The 16,852-nt window shown below is 71.3% G+C and carries 10 protein-coding genes; 9 read left to right on the forward strand and 1 reads right to left on the reverse strand.

Going from position 1 to position 16,852, the window contains the following annotated elements; translation table 11 throughout:
• The first annotated feature begins 125 nt into the window (after positions 1-125).
• Both BX266_RS21475 and BX266_RS21480 read left to right on the forward strand, forming a co-directional pair.
• Complete coding sequence (locus tag BX266_RS21475; protein WP_099902202.1) at positions 126-3,080, forward strand: SpoIIE family protein phosphatase; 2,955 nt, start codon at positions 126-128, stop codon at positions 3,078-3,080.
• 74 nt (positions 3,081-3,154) lie between these two features.
• A complete protein-coding gene (locus tag BX266_RS21480) occupies positions 3,155-5,698 on the forward strand; it encodes a SpoIIE family protein phosphatase (protein ID WP_399170144.1) in 2,544 nt (847 codons plus the stop codon).
• Positions 5,699-5,705: 7 nt separating this feature from the next.
• On the opposite strand, the gene BX266_RS21485 is transcribed toward BX266_RS21480, so the two are convergent.
• Positions 5,706-6,830, reverse strand: coding sequence for a hypothetical protein (locus BX266_RS21485; RefSeq protein ID WP_099902204.1), 1,125 nt, complete (start codon positions 6,828-6,830; stop codon positions 5,706-5,708).
• A gap of 211 nt (positions 6,831-7,041) precedes the next feature.
• On the opposite strand from BX266_RS21485, the gene typA reads away from it, so the two are divergent.
• From typA to BX266_RS21520, 7 genes are all read left to right on the forward strand, one after another.
• Positions 7,042-8,946, forward strand: a complete 1,905-nt coding sequence (gene typA, locus BX266_RS21490; protein WP_099902206.1) for a translational GTPase TypA — start codon at positions 7,042-7,044, stop codon at positions 8,944-8,946.
• Positions 8,947-9,289: 343 nt separating this feature from the next.
• A complete protein-coding gene (locus BX266_RS21495; RefSeq protein ID WP_099902208.1) occupies positions 9,290-10,927 on the forward strand; it encodes an ABC transporter substrate-binding protein in 1,638 nt (545 codons plus the stop codon).
• A gap of 141 nt (positions 10,928-11,068) precedes the next feature.
• Positions 11,069-11,995 (forward strand): ABC transporter permease, encoded by a 927-nt coding sequence (locus tag BX266_RS21500; RefSeq protein ID WP_099902209.1) that lies wholly within the window; start codon positions 11,069-11,071, stop codon positions 11,993-11,995.
• Complete coding sequence (locus tag BX266_RS21505; RefSeq protein WP_099902211.1) at positions 11,988-12,920, forward strand: ABC transporter permease; 933 nt, start codon at positions 11,988-11,990, stop codon at positions 12,918-12,920. Before BX266_RS21500 ends, BX266_RS21505 begins: the two co-directional genes overlap by 8 nt.
• A 17-nt stretch (positions 12,921-12,937) precedes the next feature.
• Entirely contained in the window at positions 12,938-13,990 is a 1,053-nt protein-coding gene (locus BX266_RS21510) for an ABC transporter ATP-binding protein (protein ID WP_099902213.1), read from the forward strand.
• Positions 13,983-15,002, forward strand: coding sequence for an ABC transporter ATP-binding protein (locus BX266_RS21515; RefSeq protein WP_099902215.1), 1,020 nt, complete (start codon positions 13,983-13,985; stop codon positions 15,000-15,002). The genes BX266_RS21510 and BX266_RS21515 overlap by 8 nt, the downstream gene beginning before the upstream one ends.
• 172 nt (positions 15,003-15,174) lie before the next feature.
• Positions 15,175-16,800, forward strand: a complete 1,626-nt coding sequence (locus BX266_RS21520; protein ID WP_099902216.1) for an ABC transporter substrate-binding protein — start codon at positions 15,175-15,177, stop codon at positions 16,798-16,800.
• The last annotated feature ends 52 nt before the right edge of the window (positions 16,801-16,852 follow it).

Genomic DNA, 16,852 nt, shown 5'->3' on the forward strand with positions numbered 1-16,852 from the left:
CTGGGTATGGCAGTGTTCGGCAGCATTCGTCACGATCGGTGAGCCCCTGGCTGCACCGCGTGGCGACGGCCCGCGCCCCGACGACCGGTCGGGGGGCGTTCCAGCGACGGCCGGAGGCCCCGTACGTGGCGAAGCCGGGTGACGGCGGGGGAGAGCGCGAGGCGTCCGGCCTGCCCGGACGGGGGCGCCCCCCAGCCCCCCTCGGGGCCGGGGGAGGATCGCGGCGCCTTCGCGGCCCCGCGCTGCCCATAGGCGGCGGGAAGGCCGGCGGAGCCGCCGCCCGCGCCCGGCTGCGCGGCCGCGCCCGGAACCAGGCCGAGCGGGTCGCCCGCGCCGCGCACACCGGCCCGCTGCCGGGCAGCGCGCCGACCGCCGGCCACGCCGCCGAACCCCACCCGGACGGGCCGCCCGGCCCCGGACAGCCGGCCCGGCCGGACAACGGAGGCCGCCCGGGCGCCCCCGACTCGCCGACCGTCGAGGGCGCGAGCGCCCCCGTCCCGGCCCGCGGCCGCCCCGTCCGGGCCTTCCCCGGCAGCCCCGGGGACGTCGGCGCGCCGCACCCCGGCGCCCGCGACGACGCGGCGCCCACCGCCCTGCACCCCAGCCGCCGGACCGAGGGCGGCAGCCTGTTCGACGTGGTGCGGGTGGCGATCGTCATCCTGGACACCTCGGGCCGGGTGGTGCTGTGGAGCCCCGCCGCCGAGGAGATGCTCGGCTGGCCCAGCGAGGTGCTGGTCGGCCGCGCCATCGACGAGCTGATCGCCGACCAGGACCAGGTCCAGCGGACCAGGGCGGCGATCAAGGAGACGCTGCGCCGCGGCTCCTGGCACGGGTTCGCGGAGATCGCCGACCGGGACGGCCTGCCCGTCGAGGTGGAGGCCCGGCTGTCGCTGCTGGTGGACGGCGACGGCGCCCCGTACGTGCAGGCCGCGCTGACCGAGGCCGCCGCGCTGCGCGCCGTGGAGCGCGACCTCGCGGTCCGCGACGCGCTGTTCGAGCAGTCGCCGCTGGGCATCGCCGTGCTGGACACCGACCTGCGCTACACCGCCGTCAACAGCACCCTCGCCGAGATGAACGGGGTGCCGCCGGAGGCGCACGTCGGCCGCACCACCGGCGAGACCCTGCCGGAGCGCTCCGCCGACGAGATCACCGCCATCCAGCGCCAGGTGCTGGCCACCGGCGAGCCGGTCATCGACGTCACGCTGGCCTCGCCGTCCACCGCCCGCTCCGGCTACCGGTCGATCTCCTACAGCCGGATGACCGACCGGGCCGGCCGGGTGCTCGGCATCTCCGGCACCGTCATGGACGTCACCGAGCGCTACCGGGCGGTGGCCAAGGTCGAGGGGGCCCGCCGCCGGCTGTCGCTGCTGAACGAGTTCGGCTCCCGGGTCGGCGACCTGCTGGACGCCTCGATGATCGCCCAGGAGCTGGCGGGCGCCGTCGTCCCGCGGCTGGCCGACTACGCGGGGGTGATCCTGCTGCAGGCCGTCGCGCACGGCGACGACCTGCCGCGGCACGGCCACGACCGGCGGACCTCGCTGCTGCAGCTGGGCGTCGCGGCGATCCAGGACAGCCCGGCGGTGGAGACCATGCTGCGGCACGGCGCCCGGATCACCTTCGACGAGGACTCGGTGTTCGGGCGGGTGCTGCGCAGCGGCGTCCCCGAGATGCTGGCCGGCGGCGCCGAGCCCGAGGAGCTGTCCTTCGCGGGCGACCCCAAGGTCGAGGCCGCCCGCGAACTCGGCGTGCACTCCCGGCTGGTGGTGCCGCTGCGGGCCCGCGGCATCGTGATCGGCCTGCTGGTGGTCAGCCGGGCCGGCTACCGCGAGGGCTTCGACCGCGACGACCTGGCCTTCACCGTCGAACTCGCCGACCGGGCCGGCAGCTCGCTGGACAACGCCCGGCTGTACGCCCGCGAGCGCACCGCCGCGCTCACCCTGCAGCGCACCCTGCTGCCGCAGCAGGTCCCGCAGCCCACCGGCGTCGAGGTCGCCTACCGGTACGTGCCCGGCTCCAGCGGCACCGAGGTCGGCGGGGACTGGTTCGACGTCATCCCGCTGCCCGGCGACCGCACCGCGCTGGTGGTCGGCGACGTGATGGGCCACGGCCTGCGGGCCGCCGCCACGATGGGCCGGCTGCGCACCGCCGTGCGGGTGCTGGCCGCGCTCGACCTGGCGCCCGAGGTGGTGCTGCGGCACGTCCACGAGCTCGCCGACGACCTCGCCCAGGGCCCCGACGAGGCGCTGCTCGCCACCTGCGTCTACGCGGTGTTCGACCCCGCCCGGCGCAGCCTGACCGTCACCAAGGCCGGCCACATCCCGCCGGTCCTGGTGGTGCCCGGCGCCGACGCCGAGCCGGCCCGCTCCGGCGGCCCGCTGCCCGGCGGCGCCGGCCAGGTGCTCGACCTGCCCTCCGGTGCGCCGCTCGGCGTCGGCGGGGTGCCGTTCGAGTCGATCGAGATGGAGATCCCGGACGGCAGCCTGCTCGCCCTGTGCACCGACGGGCTGGTGGAGTCCCGGGACAAGGACCTGGACGTCGGACTCGGGAGGTTGGTCAGCGTGCTCGAACAGCCGTACGCCTCGATCCAGCAGGCGTGCGAGGCCGTCCTCGACACCATGGAGCAGGGCCGCGAGCCCGACGACGTGGCGCTGCTGCTGGCCCGCCTCGGCCGCGGCCGGGCCGACGTGCCCACCGCCGGGTGGACGCTGCCCGCCGAGCCGACCGCGGTCTCCCGGGCCCGCCGGCTGGTCCGCGGCACGCTCGCCGACTGGGGCGTCGAGGAGTTCACCGACACCGCCGAACTGCTGGTCAGCGAACTGGTCACGAACGCCGTCCGGTACGCCAGCGCCCCGATCGGGGTCCGGCTGACCCTCGGCGACGTGCTGCTGGTGGAGATCTCCGACCCGCTGCCCGACCCGCCCCGGGAGCGCCACGCGGGCGCCGGCGACGAGGGCGGCCGCGGCCTGGAACTGGTCCGCCGGCTGGCGCTGCGCTGGGGCACCAGGGCGGAGGGGCTGGGCAAGGTCGTCTGGTTCGAGCTGGCAAACTCGGAGGTTCAACTACCCGAGTCGATGTTGTGACGTTGAAGGGCGTGTGCGCTCGCGCCCAAATGATGAATACTCGGACATCGAATACTCGGTCTTCTCGACACCGGATGGGCGCGCGGGTTGGAGGGGTCGGTCCGTTGAACAGCTTCCCGGCACGGAACGCGACGCACGGCAGCAGCGGCTACGCCGCGGTGCCGGAGCAGCCGGGTGCCCCGACGGTCCCCGCCTCGCTGCCGGCCGGCTGGGGACCGGGCTCGTCGGGCACCATCTACGACTACATCCGGGTCGCGACCTTCGCGATCGGCCCCGACGGGCGGATCGCGCAGTGGAGCGACCGGGCCGCCGAGTTCTTCGGCGTGCCCGCCGCCGAGGCGGTCGGCGCGGACCCGATCACCGCGTTCATCCCGCGCGAGCTGTGGCAGCGCGGGCGGGCCCGGCTGGAGCGCATTCTGGCCGGCGAGGAGTGGGTCGGCACCGCCCCGTACCGGGACCTCTCGGGCGCCGAGAGCCTCGCCGAGGTCTACGCAATGCCCGCCAGCGCCGACGGCTCCGCCACCTGCCTGGCCGTCGACCTCGGCCGGCTGCGCGCCATCGAGACCGACCTGGCCGCCTCCGAGGCGGTGATCGGCCAGACGCCCACCGGCTTCTTCCTGTTCGACTGCGACCTCAAGCTGCAGCGGGTCAACGCCGCCTTCGCGGCAAGCGTCGGCCGCAGCCCGGCCGCCCTGCAGGGCCTGGCCCCCGGCGACGTGTTCCGCCCCGCCGACGCGGACCGCCTGCTGCTCTCCCTGCGCAAGGTCCTCACCGGCCAGGAGCCGGTCCTCGACCTGCGGCTGACCGGCCCGGTCCGCACCGACCGCGGCACCTCGGCGCGGGACGAGGAACAGCGCACCTGGGCGGTGTCGCTGTACCGGCTGACCGCCTCCGGGGGCCGCCCGATCGGCGTGGCCGGCCAGGTCCAGGACGTCACCAGCCGCCACATCGCCGAACGCGAGGCCGCCGGGGTGCGCCGCAACCTGGCCCTGCTGAACGAGGCGTCCACCCACATCGGCTCCACCCTCGACCTGGAGACCACCGCCAAGGAACTGCTGGACGTGATCGTCCCGCAGTTCTGCGACGTCGCCACCGTCGACCTGTACAGCGTGCTGCTCACCGGCGACTCCACCCCGCAGGGCGCCCACCCGGAGAGCGGCGAACTGCGCCGGGTCGCGGTGTCCAGCGTGGTCGGCAACGCCCCGTCCGTGCTCGGCAGCGAGCGCGGCGGCGTCCAGGTCGCCGAGGCCGGCGGCACGCTCTGCTACCCGCCGCGCTCCCCGCACGCCCGGGCGCTGCGCACCGGCCGCAGCGTCGTCCCGCAGCCCGGCCCCGACCCGCTGCTGCGCTCCACCCTGGTGGTGCCGCTGGTCGCCCGCGACCAGGTGCTCGGCCTGGTGCAGCTGTCCCGGGCGATCGGCAGCGAGCCGTTCGACGCCCGCGAGGTGGCGATCGCCGAGGAGCTGGTGGCCCGCGCCGCGGTCTGCGTGGACAACGCCCGGCTGTACCGCCGCGAGCACGAGCGGGCGCTGATCCTGCAGCGCAGCCTGCTGCCCCCGGGCAACCCGGCCGCCTCCGGCCTGGAGATCGCCCGCCGCTACCTGCCCAGCAACAACAACACCGAGGTCGGCGGCGACTGGTTCGACGTCATCCCGCTGCCCGGCAGCCGCACCGCCCTGGTGATCGGCGACGTGATGGGCCGCGGCCTGCGCGCCGCCGTCGCGATGGGCCAACTGCGCACCGCGGTGCGCACCTTGGCGATGCTCGACGTCGACCCGGCGGACGTGCTCTCCGCCCTGGACGAGATCGCCCGCGGCCTGGGCAACGACGACTGGGCCGAGTCCGGCGCCGAGCTGTACCTCGCCACCTGCGTGTACGCGGTCTACGACGCGGTCAAGCAGCGCTGCACCTTCGCCAACGCCGGCCACCTCCCGCCGGTGCTGCTGGCGCCCGGCGAGGCCGCCCGGATGCTCGACGTGCCGCCCGGCCTGCCGCTGGGCGTCGGCGGCGAGCCGTTCGAGGAGGTCACCGTCGACCTCCCCGAGGGCGCCGTCCTCGGCCTGTACACCGACGGCCTGGTGGAGTCCCGCAAGCACCAGCTGGACGAGGGACTGAAGGCCTTCCGCACCTCGCTCACCAACGGCTCCGACCGGCTGGAGGAGCTCTGCGACCAGGTGCTGGACGAGCTCAACCCGCACCACGGCGAGGACGACATCGCCCTGCTGATGGCCAAGGTCCAGGCCCTGCCCAAGGGTTCGGTCGGCGACTGGCGCTTCCCGTCCGAGCCGACCTCGGTCGCCAAGGCCCGCGAGGCCGCCTGCGGCTGGCTGCTGGAGCGCGGGCTGGACGAACTGGTCGACACCTCCGAGCTGCTGGTCAGCGAACTGGTCACCAACGCGCTCCGGCACGGCCGCGGCGAGATCCGGCTGCGCCTGCTGCGTGACCGCACCATGGTCTGCGAGGTGTGGGACGACGCCTACGCCCAGCCGCGCCAGCGCCGCGCCCAGGAGACCGACGAGGGCGGCCGCGGCCTGCAGCTCGTCTCCCTGCTGGCCGAACGCTGGGGCAGCCGCCGCACCCCCAAGGGCAAGATCGTCTGGTTCGAGCTGGCGCTCTAGGGCCGCCCTAGTCCAGCACCACGGCCGCGGCCCGGCGTTCCACCAGGGCGATCCGGGCCAGGCCGGGCAGCACCCCGCGGGCCCGGGCCAGGGCCCGGCGGGCCTCCTCGGGGCGGCCGGCGGCCAGCAGTGCGGCCGCCAGCGCGCACTCGGCGTTCGCCGTGCCCCACGCGTCCACGGTCCGCCGGGCGGCCGGGGCGGCGCACTTCACCGCCTCCTCCCGGTCCCCGCGCAGCCGGCGCAGGTCGGCCCGCGCCGCCGCGCCCGGCCGCCGGTCGCCGACCGCGTCGAGCGCCGCCGCCAGCCGCGGCAGGTACTCGGCGGGCGGCAGCACCCCCGCGTCGGCGGCGCACACCAGCGCCTCGGCGCGCGCCAGGTCGGCGAGCCAGCCGACCCGGGCCATCGGCGCGGCGACGGTGATCCGCCCGGCCCGCTCCAGGGCGGCGTCCCACTCGCCGGTCGCCAGCAGCAGCCGCACCCGGGCCACCTCGTCGGCCAGGGTGCCGGTCTCCGGCGCGGCGGCCAGCGCGGCGGCCGCCTCGGCGATCCGTCCGCCCTCCAGCGCCCGGGCGGCCGCGATCTGCCCCGGGGTCGCGTACACCTCGGCCAGCGCCGCGGGGGAGGCCGCGGGCATCCGCAGCACCACCCAGCCCGGGCAGCCCGGGAAGGCGGCCTGGACGGCCAGGTCCGCCAGGGCGGCCATCAGCACCAGGCCGAACAGCTGCCAGGCGCCCGTGGTCGCCGCCAGCAGCCAGCCGCCCAGTACCACCACCGGCAGGTACGCGGCCGTCACGCCCGCCCAGGCCCGCCACCGCGGCCCGGGGGTGAGCTGGTAGCCGCCGGCGAGGAACGGCAGCGGCACGGAGCGCAGCACCAGCGGGCACCGGCCGAGCCGCACCGTGCGGGCCCGGCGGCCGGAGCCGACCGCGTACAGGGTCGGGACCAGGCCGGCGGGGCGGGCGAACACGGCCAGCCCGAGCTGGGTCAGCAGGTTGCCGGCGACGGCCCCGCCGAGGGACGCGAGCAGGCCGAGGTGCAGCGGCGGCACCGTCACCCGGGACAGCAGCGGCTGCAGCAGGAACGCCCCGGCGAACACCGCGAGGAACAGCAGGAGGCGGGTCTTCTTCTTCACCGCCGTAGCCTCCCGGTCCTCGGTGCGTACGGGAAGGAGGGATACCCACTTGTGATCTCCACCGCCCCGCGGCCGCCCGTTTCGGCTCCATTGGGGCCTTCCCCGTACGATGGGAAGAAGCCGAGGCATGTGCCGTGCCCGGTGGGTGGACCGGTGAATGCTGACGCGGGCCGGGCACCGTGACCCACGATTCCGGGAGAATCAGCGCCGCATGCCCACGCGCAACGACATTCGTAACGTCGCCATCGTCGCCCACGTCGACCACGGCAAAACCACTCTGGTCGACGCCATGCTGAAGCAGGCCGGTGCCTTCGCCGCCCACCAGCACCTCGACGACCGGATGATGGACTCGAACGACCTGGAGCGCGAGAAGGGCATCACCATTCTCGCGAAGAACACCGCGGTCAAGTACCACCCCAAGGACGGTGGCGCGCCGATCACCATCAACATCATCGACACCCCCGGCCACGCCGACTTCGGCGGTGAGGTCGAGCGCGGCCTGTCGATGGTGGACGCCGTCGTCCTGCTGGTCGACGCCTCCGAGGGCCCGCTGCCGCAGACCCGCTTCGTGCTGCGCAAGGCGCTCACCGCGCGGCTGCCCGTCATCCTGTGCATCAACAAGACCGACCGTCCGGACGCCCGGATCGACGAGGTCATCAACGAGACCTACGACCTGTTCCTGGACCTGGACGCGGACGAGGACCAGATCGAGTTCCCGATCGTCTTCGCCTGCGCCCGCGACGGCGTGGCCTCGCTGACCAAGCCGGAGAACGGCACCGTGCCGGCCGACTCCGACAACCTGGAGCCGTTCTTCTCCACCATCCTGGAGCACGTCCCGGCCCCGACCTACGACGAGAACGCCCCGCTGCAGGCGCACGTCACCAACCTGGACGCCGACAACTTCCTCGGCCGCATCGCGCTGCTCCGGGTCGAGCAGGGCGAGCTGCGCAAGGGCCAGACGGTGGCCTGGATCAAGCGGGACGGCTCGGTCCAGAACGTCCGGATCTCCGAGCTGCTGATGACCGAGGCGCTCACCCGCAAGCCGGCCGAGGTGGCCGGCCCCGGTGACATCTGCGCCGTCGCCGGCATCGGCGACATCATGATCGGCGAGACCCTGGCCGACCCCGAGAACCCGATCGCGCTGCCGCTGATCACGGTGGACGAGCCGGCCATCTCGATGACCATCGGCACCAACACCTCGCCGCTGGTCGGCAAGGGCGGCTCCGGCAAGGGCGCGGACGCCAAGTCCGGCGCCAAGGTGGACCGCAAGGTGACCGCCCGTCAGGTGAAGGACCGCCTGGACCGCGAGCTGATCGGCAACGTCTCGCTGCGCGTGCTGGACACCGAGCGCCCGGACGCCTGGGAGGTGCAGGGCCGCGGTGAGCTGGCGCTGGCCATCCTGATCGAGACCATGCGCCGCGAGGGCTTCGAGCTGACCGTCGGCAAGCCGCAGGTGGTCACCCGCGAGGTCAACGGCAAGACCCACGAGCCGGTCGAGCGCCTCACCGTGGACGTGCCCGAGGAGCACATGGGCGCCGTCACGCAGCTCATGGGCGTCCGCAAGGGCCGGATGGACAACATGTCCAACCACGGCTCGGGCTGGGTCCGGATGGAGTTCGTGGTGCCGTCCCGCGGCCTGATCGGCTTCCGTACCGAGTTCCTCACCGGCACCCGCGGCACCGGCATCGCGCACTCGATCCACGAGGGCTACGAGCCGTGGTTCGGCAACCTGACGACCCGTAACAACGGTTCGCTGGTCGCCGACCGCTCCGGCGTGGTCACCGCCTTCGCGATGACCAACCTGCAGGAGCGCGGCGTGCTGTTCATCGACCCGGGCACCGAGGTGTACGAGGGCATGATCGTCGGCGAGAACTCGCGGGCCGACGACATGGACGTGAACATCACCAAGGAGAAGAAGCTCACCAACATGCGTTCCTCGAACGCAGACGTGGCCGAGTCCATCGTGCCGCCGCGCAAGCTCTCGCTGGAGCAGTCGCTGGAGTTCTGCCGCGAGGACGAGTGCATCGAGGTGACCCCGGAGACCGTGCGCATCCGCAAGGTCGTCCTGGACGCCAAGGACCGCGGCCGCACGGCCTCGCGGGCCAAGAAGGGCTGACCCACGCTGCTCGGCCGACCGGCCGGCGTCCTCACGGACGCCGGCCGGTCGGCTTTTTGGTGACACTCCGTAGTTGAGCTGGAAGGGCACGCCGTTCGTTAATCGGACGTCACGGATCGTCATGCGTGACAACTGTCCGTTTCGCCCCTGTCTGGCTATGTCTTGAATGTCCGTTTCTCGGGATTCATGCACCGTTCATGTGACCAAATCGAAATCCGTATTGGTCAATTCCGTATCCGTGGGTGACCGATAGTGGGTGCAGTCGAGCTCGGGTCGAGGCTCCTGCGCAGGGGTGCGCGCCAGGCCGCGAGCGATCTGTAACACGATTTCAGGAGGCACACCCATGCGCGGTGCCAGCCAGGCCAAGTGGGTTGTCGCAGCCGTTGCGGTCGCCCTCGCAGCTACCGCTTGCGGCAGCAGCAACTCCTCCGGCGGCAGCTCGGGCGGCGGCGACGCGGTCAACGCTCAGGGCGTTTTCAGCTACCAGAGCAGCGAGCCGCAGAACCCGCTCCAGCCGGCCAACGCCATGGAGGTCGGTGGCGGTCGCATCATCAAGTCCCTGTTCAAGGGTCTGGTCGACTACGACCCCAGCAACGGTCAGCTGCGCAACCAGGTCGCCGAGAAGATCGAGACCAACGACGCGCAGAACTACACCGTCACCCTGAAGTCGGGCTGGACCTTCCACGACGGCACCCCGGTGACCGCCGCGTCCTTCGTGGACGCGTGGAACTGGTCGGCCAACGTCAAGAACAACCAGATCAACTCCGACTGGTTCTCCGACATCCAGGGCTACACCGACGTCCACCCGGACGCGGGCGACCCGAAGGCCGAGACCATGTCCGGTCTGAAGGTCGTCGACGACACCCACTTCACCATCGCCCTCAACGGCCCGGTGTCGTACTTCGAGTACAAGCTCGGCTACACGGCCTTCTCGCCGCTGCCGAAGGTGTTCTTCACCGACCCGGCGAAGTACGGCCAGGCCCCGATCGGCAACGGCGCCTACAAGTTCGTCTCGTGGGAGCACAACAAGGCGGTCACCGTCGCGGCGTACGACAAGTACGCGGGCATCGACAAGCCGAAGAACGCCGGCATCGTCTTCAAGAACTACTCGCAGGCCGAGGCCGCCTACAAGGACCTGGTCTCCGACAACCTGGACGTGCTGGACCAGGTCGACCCGAGCGACCTCGCCTCCTACAAGAACGACCTGGGCGACCGCGCCGTCGACCAGGCCCAGGGCGCGATCCAGTCGATCTCGTTCTCGCTGTACGCCGCCGACTGGAAGCCGGAGAACCTGGCCAAGGTCCGTCAGGGCCTGTCCATGGCGATCGACCGCGACACCATCACCAAGACGGTGCTCAACGGCTCCCGCCAGCCCGCCAACTCCTGGGTCGCCCCGGGCGCCATGGGCTACAAGGACAACACCTGCGGCGAGGCCTGCACCTACAACCCGGAGAAGGCCAAGCAGCTGGTCACCGAGGGTGGCGGCGTCCCGGGCAACAAGATCACCGTCCTGTACAACGCCGACGGCGGCCACAAGGAGTGGGTGGACGCGGTCTGCAACTCCATCCGCCAGGCCACCGGTGTCGAGTGCACCGGCGACGCCAAGCCGGACTTCAAGACCTCGCGCGACCTGATCAAGAACAAGAAGGTCGACGGTCTGATGCGCACCGGCTGGGTGCAGGACTACCCGCTGAACGCCAACTTCCTGCGTGACGTCTACGGCACCGGCGCCGCGGCCAACGACGCCGGCTACTCGAGCCCCGAGTTCGACAAGCTGGCCGCCGAGGCGGACAAGGCCACCACCGTGGAGAAGACCGCCGAGCTGTACCAGCAGGCCGAGGCCCAGCTGGCCAAGGACATGCCGGCCATCCCGCTCTGGTACTACAAGACCACCGCCGGTTACTCGAAGAACGTGCAGAACGTGAAGTACGACTCCTTCGGTGACCCGGTCTTCACCCAGGTCGAGGTCAAGCAGAAGTAATCCAGGCCGGCACCGCACGGCCTGAACCGACACGGCCGGTGCCTTTCCCCGCCCAAACAGGGCGGACCGGCACCGGCCGTTGTCACGTCCGGACTCTGACACCGGGATGACAGCCCGTCAGAGCAGTCAATTGGAGGCACGATGGGGCGTTTTGTCGCGAGGCGGCTGCTCCAGATGATCCCGGTGTTCCTGGGCACGGTCACGATCATCTTCTTCATGACCCGCATGCTGCCCGGCGACCCCGCGGCCGCGATGTGGGGCGACAAGGCCGCCGACCCGGCCCAGCTCGCCGCGTTCAAGCACGACCGGGGACTCGACCTGTCCAAGTGGCAGCAGTACCTCCACTACATGGGGGACCTGTTCACCGGGAACTTCGGCGAGACCCTGGCCGGCCGCAAGGTCATCGACGTCATCGGCGAGGCCCTCCCGGTCACCGTCCGACTGGCGCTGCTGGCCTTCGTCTTCGAGCTGGTCGTCGGTGTCGCGATCGGCCTGTTCGCCGGCCTGCGCCGCGGCAAGGCCTTCGACAAGGGCTCCCTGGTCCTGACGCTGCTGCTGATCTCCATCCCGGTCCCGGTGCTCGGCTTCATCTTCCAGAACGTGTTCGCGATCCAGCTCGGCTGGATCACCCCGACCGTCCAGGACTCGATGAACCTGGGCCAGCTGGTGCTGCCCGCCATCGTGCTCGGCTCGATCTCGCTCGCGTACGTCGCCCGCCTCACCCGGACCTCCATCGCGGAGAACCTGAAGGCCGACTACATGCGCACCGCCGTCGCCAAGGGCCTGCCCAGGCGCAAGGTGATCGGCACCCACCTGCTGCGCAACTCGATGATCCCGGTGGTGACCTTCCTGGGCACCGACCTCGGCGCCCTGATGGGCGGCGCGATCGTCACCGAGGGCATCTTCAACGTCAAGGGCGTCGGCAACGCGCTGTACCACGCCATCAACCTCAACGAGGGCGCGACCGTCTCCGGTTTCGTCGTCGTGCTGGTGCTGGTCTACCTGGTCGCCAGCCTGCTCGTCGACCTGCTCTACGCGGTCCTGGACCCGAGGATCCGGTATGCCTGACCTGATCGAGAAGAACGCCGCGATCCCCGCTCAGCGGGGCGCCGCCGAGCCGAAGCCGGAGAAGCCCCGCAGCCTCGGCCTGGACGCCTGGCACGACCTGCGCAAGCGCCCGGTCTTCCTGCTCTCGGCGGCGCTCATCGTGCTGCTGATCCTGTTCGCGATCGCCCCCAGCCTGTTCACCTCGGTGGACCCGCGGGCCGGCGACCTGCGCCACCACTACCTGAGCAAGCCGAACTACCTGCACTTCTTCCAGGCGGACTGGTTCGGCTACGACGGCCAGGGCCGCTCGATCTACGCCCGGATGATCTACGGCGCCCGCGCCTCGGTGGTCGTCGGCATCTGCGTCACCGCCGGCGTCACGGTCGTCGGCGGTCTGATGGGCATGGTGGCCGGCTACTACGGCGGCTGGGTCGACACGATCATCTCCCGCGTCACCGACATGTTCTTCGGCATCCCGCTGCTGCTCGGCGCGCTGGTCGTGCTGAACGCCTTCTCGGTCCGCACCGTGTGGTCGGTGGTCTTCGCCCTGGTCGCCCTCGGCTGGACCCAGATGACCCGCGTCATGCGCGGCTCGGTGATCACCGTCAAGCAGTCCGACTACGTGACGGCCGCCAAGGCGCTCGGCGCCGGCACCGGCCGGATCATGTTCAAGCACATCCTGCCGAACGCGATCGCCCCGGTGATCGTGGTCGCCACCATCGCCCTCGGCGGCTACATCGCCACCGAGGCCACGCTGAGCTTCCTCGGCATCGGCCTGCAGGACCCGACGATCTCCTGGGGCATCGACATCAACTCGGCCCAGAAGGTCATCCGCACCGCGCCGTTCGCGCTGTTCTTCCCGGCGGGCATGCTCAGCGTCACGGTGCTGGCCTTCATCATGCTCGGCGACGCGGTGCGCGACGCCCTCGACCCGAAGCTGCGTTGAGAGAGGCGGACCGCATCATGACCACCGCACTGCAGAAGACCACTGCCGCCCAGGACCGCCTGGTCCCCGGCACCCCGCTGCTCGAAGTCCGCGACCTGCACGTCGAGTTCAAGACCCGGGACGGCGTCGCCAAGGCCGTCAACGGCGTCAACTACTCGGTCGCGGCCGGCGAGACGCTGGCCGTGCTGGGCGAGTCCGGCTCCGGCAAGTCCGTCACCGCGCAGACCATCATGGGCATCCTGGACATGCCGCCCGGCCGGGTCACCAACGGCGAGATCCTGTTCCGCGGCCAGGACATGCTCAAGATGTCCGGCGAGGAGCGCCGGAGGATCCGCGGCCGCAAGATCGCGATGATCTTCCAGGACGCGCTGTCCTCGCTCAACCCGGTGCTGTCCGTCGGCTACCAGCTCGGCGAGATGTTCCGGGCGCACGAGGGCGCCTCCAAGAAGGAGGCCAGGGCCAAGGCCGTCGAGCTGATGGACCGGGTGCGCATCCCCGCCGCCGCCCAGCGCGTCGACGACTACCCGCACCAGTTCTCCGGCGGCATGCGCCAGCGCATCATGATCGCCATGGCGATGGCGCTGCAGCCCGACCTGATCATCGCCGACGAGCCCACCACCGCCCTGGACGTCACCGTCCAGGCCCAGGTGATGGACCTGCTCGCCGAGCTGCAGGCCGAGTACCACATGGGCCTGATCCTGATCACCCACGACCTCGGCGTGGTCGCCGACGTCGCGGACAAGATCGCCGTGATGTACGCGGGCCGGATCGTCGAGACCGCCCCCGTCCACGACCTGTACGCCAAGCCCGCCCACCCCTACACCAAGGGCCTGCTCCGGTCGATCCCGCGACTGGACCAGAAGGGCGAGGAGCTGTACGCGATCAAGGGCCTGCCGCCCAACCTCTACAAGGTCCCGGCCGGCTGCGCGTTCAACCCGCGCTGCGACGTGGCCACCGACCTGTGCCGCACCGAGGTCCCCGTCCTGCACCAGGTCACCGACCGGGACGGCGCGGAGCTCGCCGGGCGCAAGAGCGCCTGCCACCTCTGGAAGGAGACCCTCCATGGCTGAGCCCATCCTGGAGGTCCGCGACCTGGTCAAGCACTACCCGCTCACCCAGGGCGTCCTCTTCAAGAAGCAGGTCGGCGCGGTCAAGGCCGTCGACGGCATCTCCTTCACGCTGGCCAAGGGCGAGACCCTCGGCATCGTCGGCGAGTCGGGCTGCGGCAAGTCGACGCTCGCCAAGGTGCTGATGAACCTGGAGCGCGCGACCGCGGGCCAGGTCCTCTACAAGGGCGAGGACATCTCCCGGCTGTCCGGCGCCGCGCTCAAGGCGGTCCGCCGCAACATCCAGATGGTGTTCCAGGACCCGTACACCTCGCTGAACCCGCGCATGACGGTCGGCGACATCATCGGCGAGCCGTTCGAGATCCACCCCGAGGTGGCCCCCAAGGGCGACCGCCGCAAGGCCGTCCAGGACCTGCTGGACGTGGTGGGCCTGAACCCGGAGTACATCAACCGGTACCCGCACCAGTTCTCCGGCGGCCAGCGCCAGCGCATCGGCATCGCCCGCGGCCTGGCGCTCAAGCCCGAGGTGATCATCTGCGACGAGCCGGTCTCCGCGCTCGACGTGTCCGTGCAGGCCCAGGTGATCAACCTGCTGGAGCAGCTCCAGACGGAGTTCGAGCTCTCCTACATGTTCATCGCGCACGACCTCTCGATCGTCCGTCACATCTCGGACCGGGTCGGCGTGATGTACCTCGGGCGGATGGTCGAGATCGGCACCGACCTGGAGATCTACGACCACGCCACCCACCCGTACACCCAGGCGCTGCTCTCCGCGGTGCCGGTGCCGGACCCGACGGACCGGGAGACCCGCGAGCGGATCATCCTCTCCGGGGACATCCCCTCGCCGGCCAACCCGCCGTCCGGGTGCCGCTTCCGCACCCGCTGCTGGAAGGCCGAGGAGCGCTGCTCCATCGAGCTGCCGCTGCTCGCCGTCCCGGAGATCCTGTCCGGCGGCGCCAAGCACCGGTCGGCCTGCCACTTCGCGGCCGAGCGGGACACGGCCGCCGCCGCGTAGGTCTGACGGCCAGTCAACAGGGGCGCGACCGGGAGACCTTCCCGGCCGCGCCCCTGCTGTTCCGTCCGGCCGCGGTTCCGCTCCCCCGTCCGGCCCTACTGCGGTCGCGCCGCAACTGCTGGGCCCTTCTCATGAGGTGAGATGCGTCATACACCCCTGAGGAGGAAGCTCCATGCCTGCAGGCACCCGCGTGCGCTGGGCCGTTGTCAGTGCGACGTCCGTGGCCCTGGTCGCCACGGGATGTGGCAGTAGCGGCAACGGCTCCGGCGGCGGCTCGTCCGACGCCAGCAAGACCTTCAGCTACCAGAGCAGCGAGCCGCAGAACCCGCTGCAGCCGGCCAACGCCAACGAGACCGGCGGTGGGCGCATCGTGCAGAACCTGTTCAAGGGGCTGGCCGACTACGACCCGAGCAACGGCAAGCTGCGGATGCAGGTCGCGGACTCGATCGACACCAGCGACTCGCAGACCTTCAACGTGACGCTGAAGTCGGGCTGGACCTTCCACGACGGCACGCCGGTGACAGCGAGCAGCTTCGTGAACGCCTGGAACTGGGCCGCGAACACCGGCAACAACCAGATCAACAGCTCCTGGTTCGGCGACATCCAGGGCTACAAGGACGTCCACCCGGACAGCGGCGCGGCGACCACGGACAAGATGTCCGGCCTGACCGTCCAGGACGACACGCACTTCACCATCAAGCTCTACAACAAGGTCTCGTACTTCCCGTACAAGCTGGGGTACGTGGCCTTCTCGCCGCTTCCGGAGGGGTTCTTCAAGGACCCGGCGGGCTACGGCCAGAAGCCGGTCGGCAACGGGCCGTACCAGTTCGTCAGCTGGGACCACAACTCGCAGGTGGTCACCAAGACCTTCGCGAACTACCAGGGCGTGGACAAGCCGAAGAACGGTGGTGTGATCTTCAAGATGTACACCACCGCCGAGGCGGCCTACGCGGACCTGCAGTCCAACAACCTGGACGTGATGGACCAGGTGCCGCCGTCGGCGCTGGCGAACTACAAGAACGACCTCGGCGACCGGGCGATCGACGCCCCGCAGGGCGCCATCCAGAACGTCGGCTTCACGCTGTACCAGGCCGACTGGTCCGGCCAGGACAAGGCCAAGGTCCGGCAGGGCCTGTCGATGGCGATCGACCGCAACACCATCACCACCACGGTGCTGCAGGGCTCGCGCAAGCCGGCCAGCGCCTGGGTCGCCGAGGGCGTCGAGGGCTACAAGGCCGGTACCTGCGGGGACTTCTGCAACTACAACCCGGACCAGGCGAAGCAGCTGATCCAGCAGGGCGGCGGCGTCCCCGGCAACGCGGTCAAGATCACCTACAACGCCGACGGCGGCCACAAGGAGTGGGTCGACGCGGTCTGCAACTCGGTCCGGCAGGCCACCGGGGTGAACTGCACCGGTGACCCGAAGACCGACTTCAAGACCGCCCGCGCGGCGATCACCGGGCACCAGATCGACGGCATGTTCCGCACCGGCTGGGTGCAGGACTACCCGCTGAACGCCAACTTCCTGGCGGACGTGTACCGCACCGGCGCGGCCTCCAACGACACCGGCTACTCCAGCCCGGAGTTCGACAAGCTCTCCACCCAGGCCGACCAGGCGCCGTCCATCCAGGACACCGCGACCGGTTACCAGCAGGCCGAGGCGCAGCTGGCGATCGACATGCCGGCCATCCCGCTCTGGTACTACCGGACCAACTCGGGCTTCTCCACCAACGTGCAGAACGTCACGTTCGACTCCTTCGGCAACCCGGCCTGGACCCAGGTCGAGGTCAAGGGCTGACCCCACCCGACGCCGGCCCCGTCCTCCCCGCACGGAGGGCGGGGCTCCGGCA

It is taken from the genome of Streptomyces sp. TLI_171, from assembly GCF_003610255.1.
In the GTDB taxonomy this organism is placed as follows: domain Bacteria; phylum Actinomycetota; class Actinomycetes; order Streptomycetales; family Streptomycetaceae; genus Kitasatospora.

Coding starts and splice junctions, on each gene's coding strand:
- BX266_RS21480 (WP_399170144.1), top strand. CDS start 3,155: ATGGGCGCGCGGGTTGGAGGGGTCGGTCCGTTGAACAGCTTCCCGGCA.
- typA (WP_099902206.1), top strand. CDS start 7,042: ATGCCCACGCGCAACGACATTCGTAACGTCGCCATCGTCGCCCACGTC.
- BX266_RS21495 (WP_099902208.1), top strand. CDS start 9,290: ATGCGCGGTGCCAGCCAGGCCAAGTGGGTTGTCGCAGCCGTTGCGGTC.
- BX266_RS21500 (WP_099902209.1), top strand. CDS start 11,069: ATGGGGCGTTTTGTCGCGAGGCGGCTGCTCCAGATGATCCCGGTGTTC.
- BX266_RS21505 (WP_099902211.1), top strand. CDS start 11,988: ATGCCTGACCTGATCGAGAAGAACGCCGCGATCCCCGCTCAGCGGGGC.
- BX266_RS21510 (WP_099902213.1), top strand. CDS start 12,938: ATGACCACCGCACTGCAGAAGACCACTGCCGCCCAGGACCGCCTGGTC.
- BX266_RS21515 (WP_099902215.1), top strand. CDS start 13,983: ATGGCTGAGCCCATCCTGGAGGTCCGCGACCTGGTCAAGCACTACCCG.
- BX266_RS21520 (WP_099902216.1), top strand. CDS start 15,175: ATGCCTGCAGGCACCCGCGTGCGCTGGGCCGTTGTCAGTGCGACGTCC.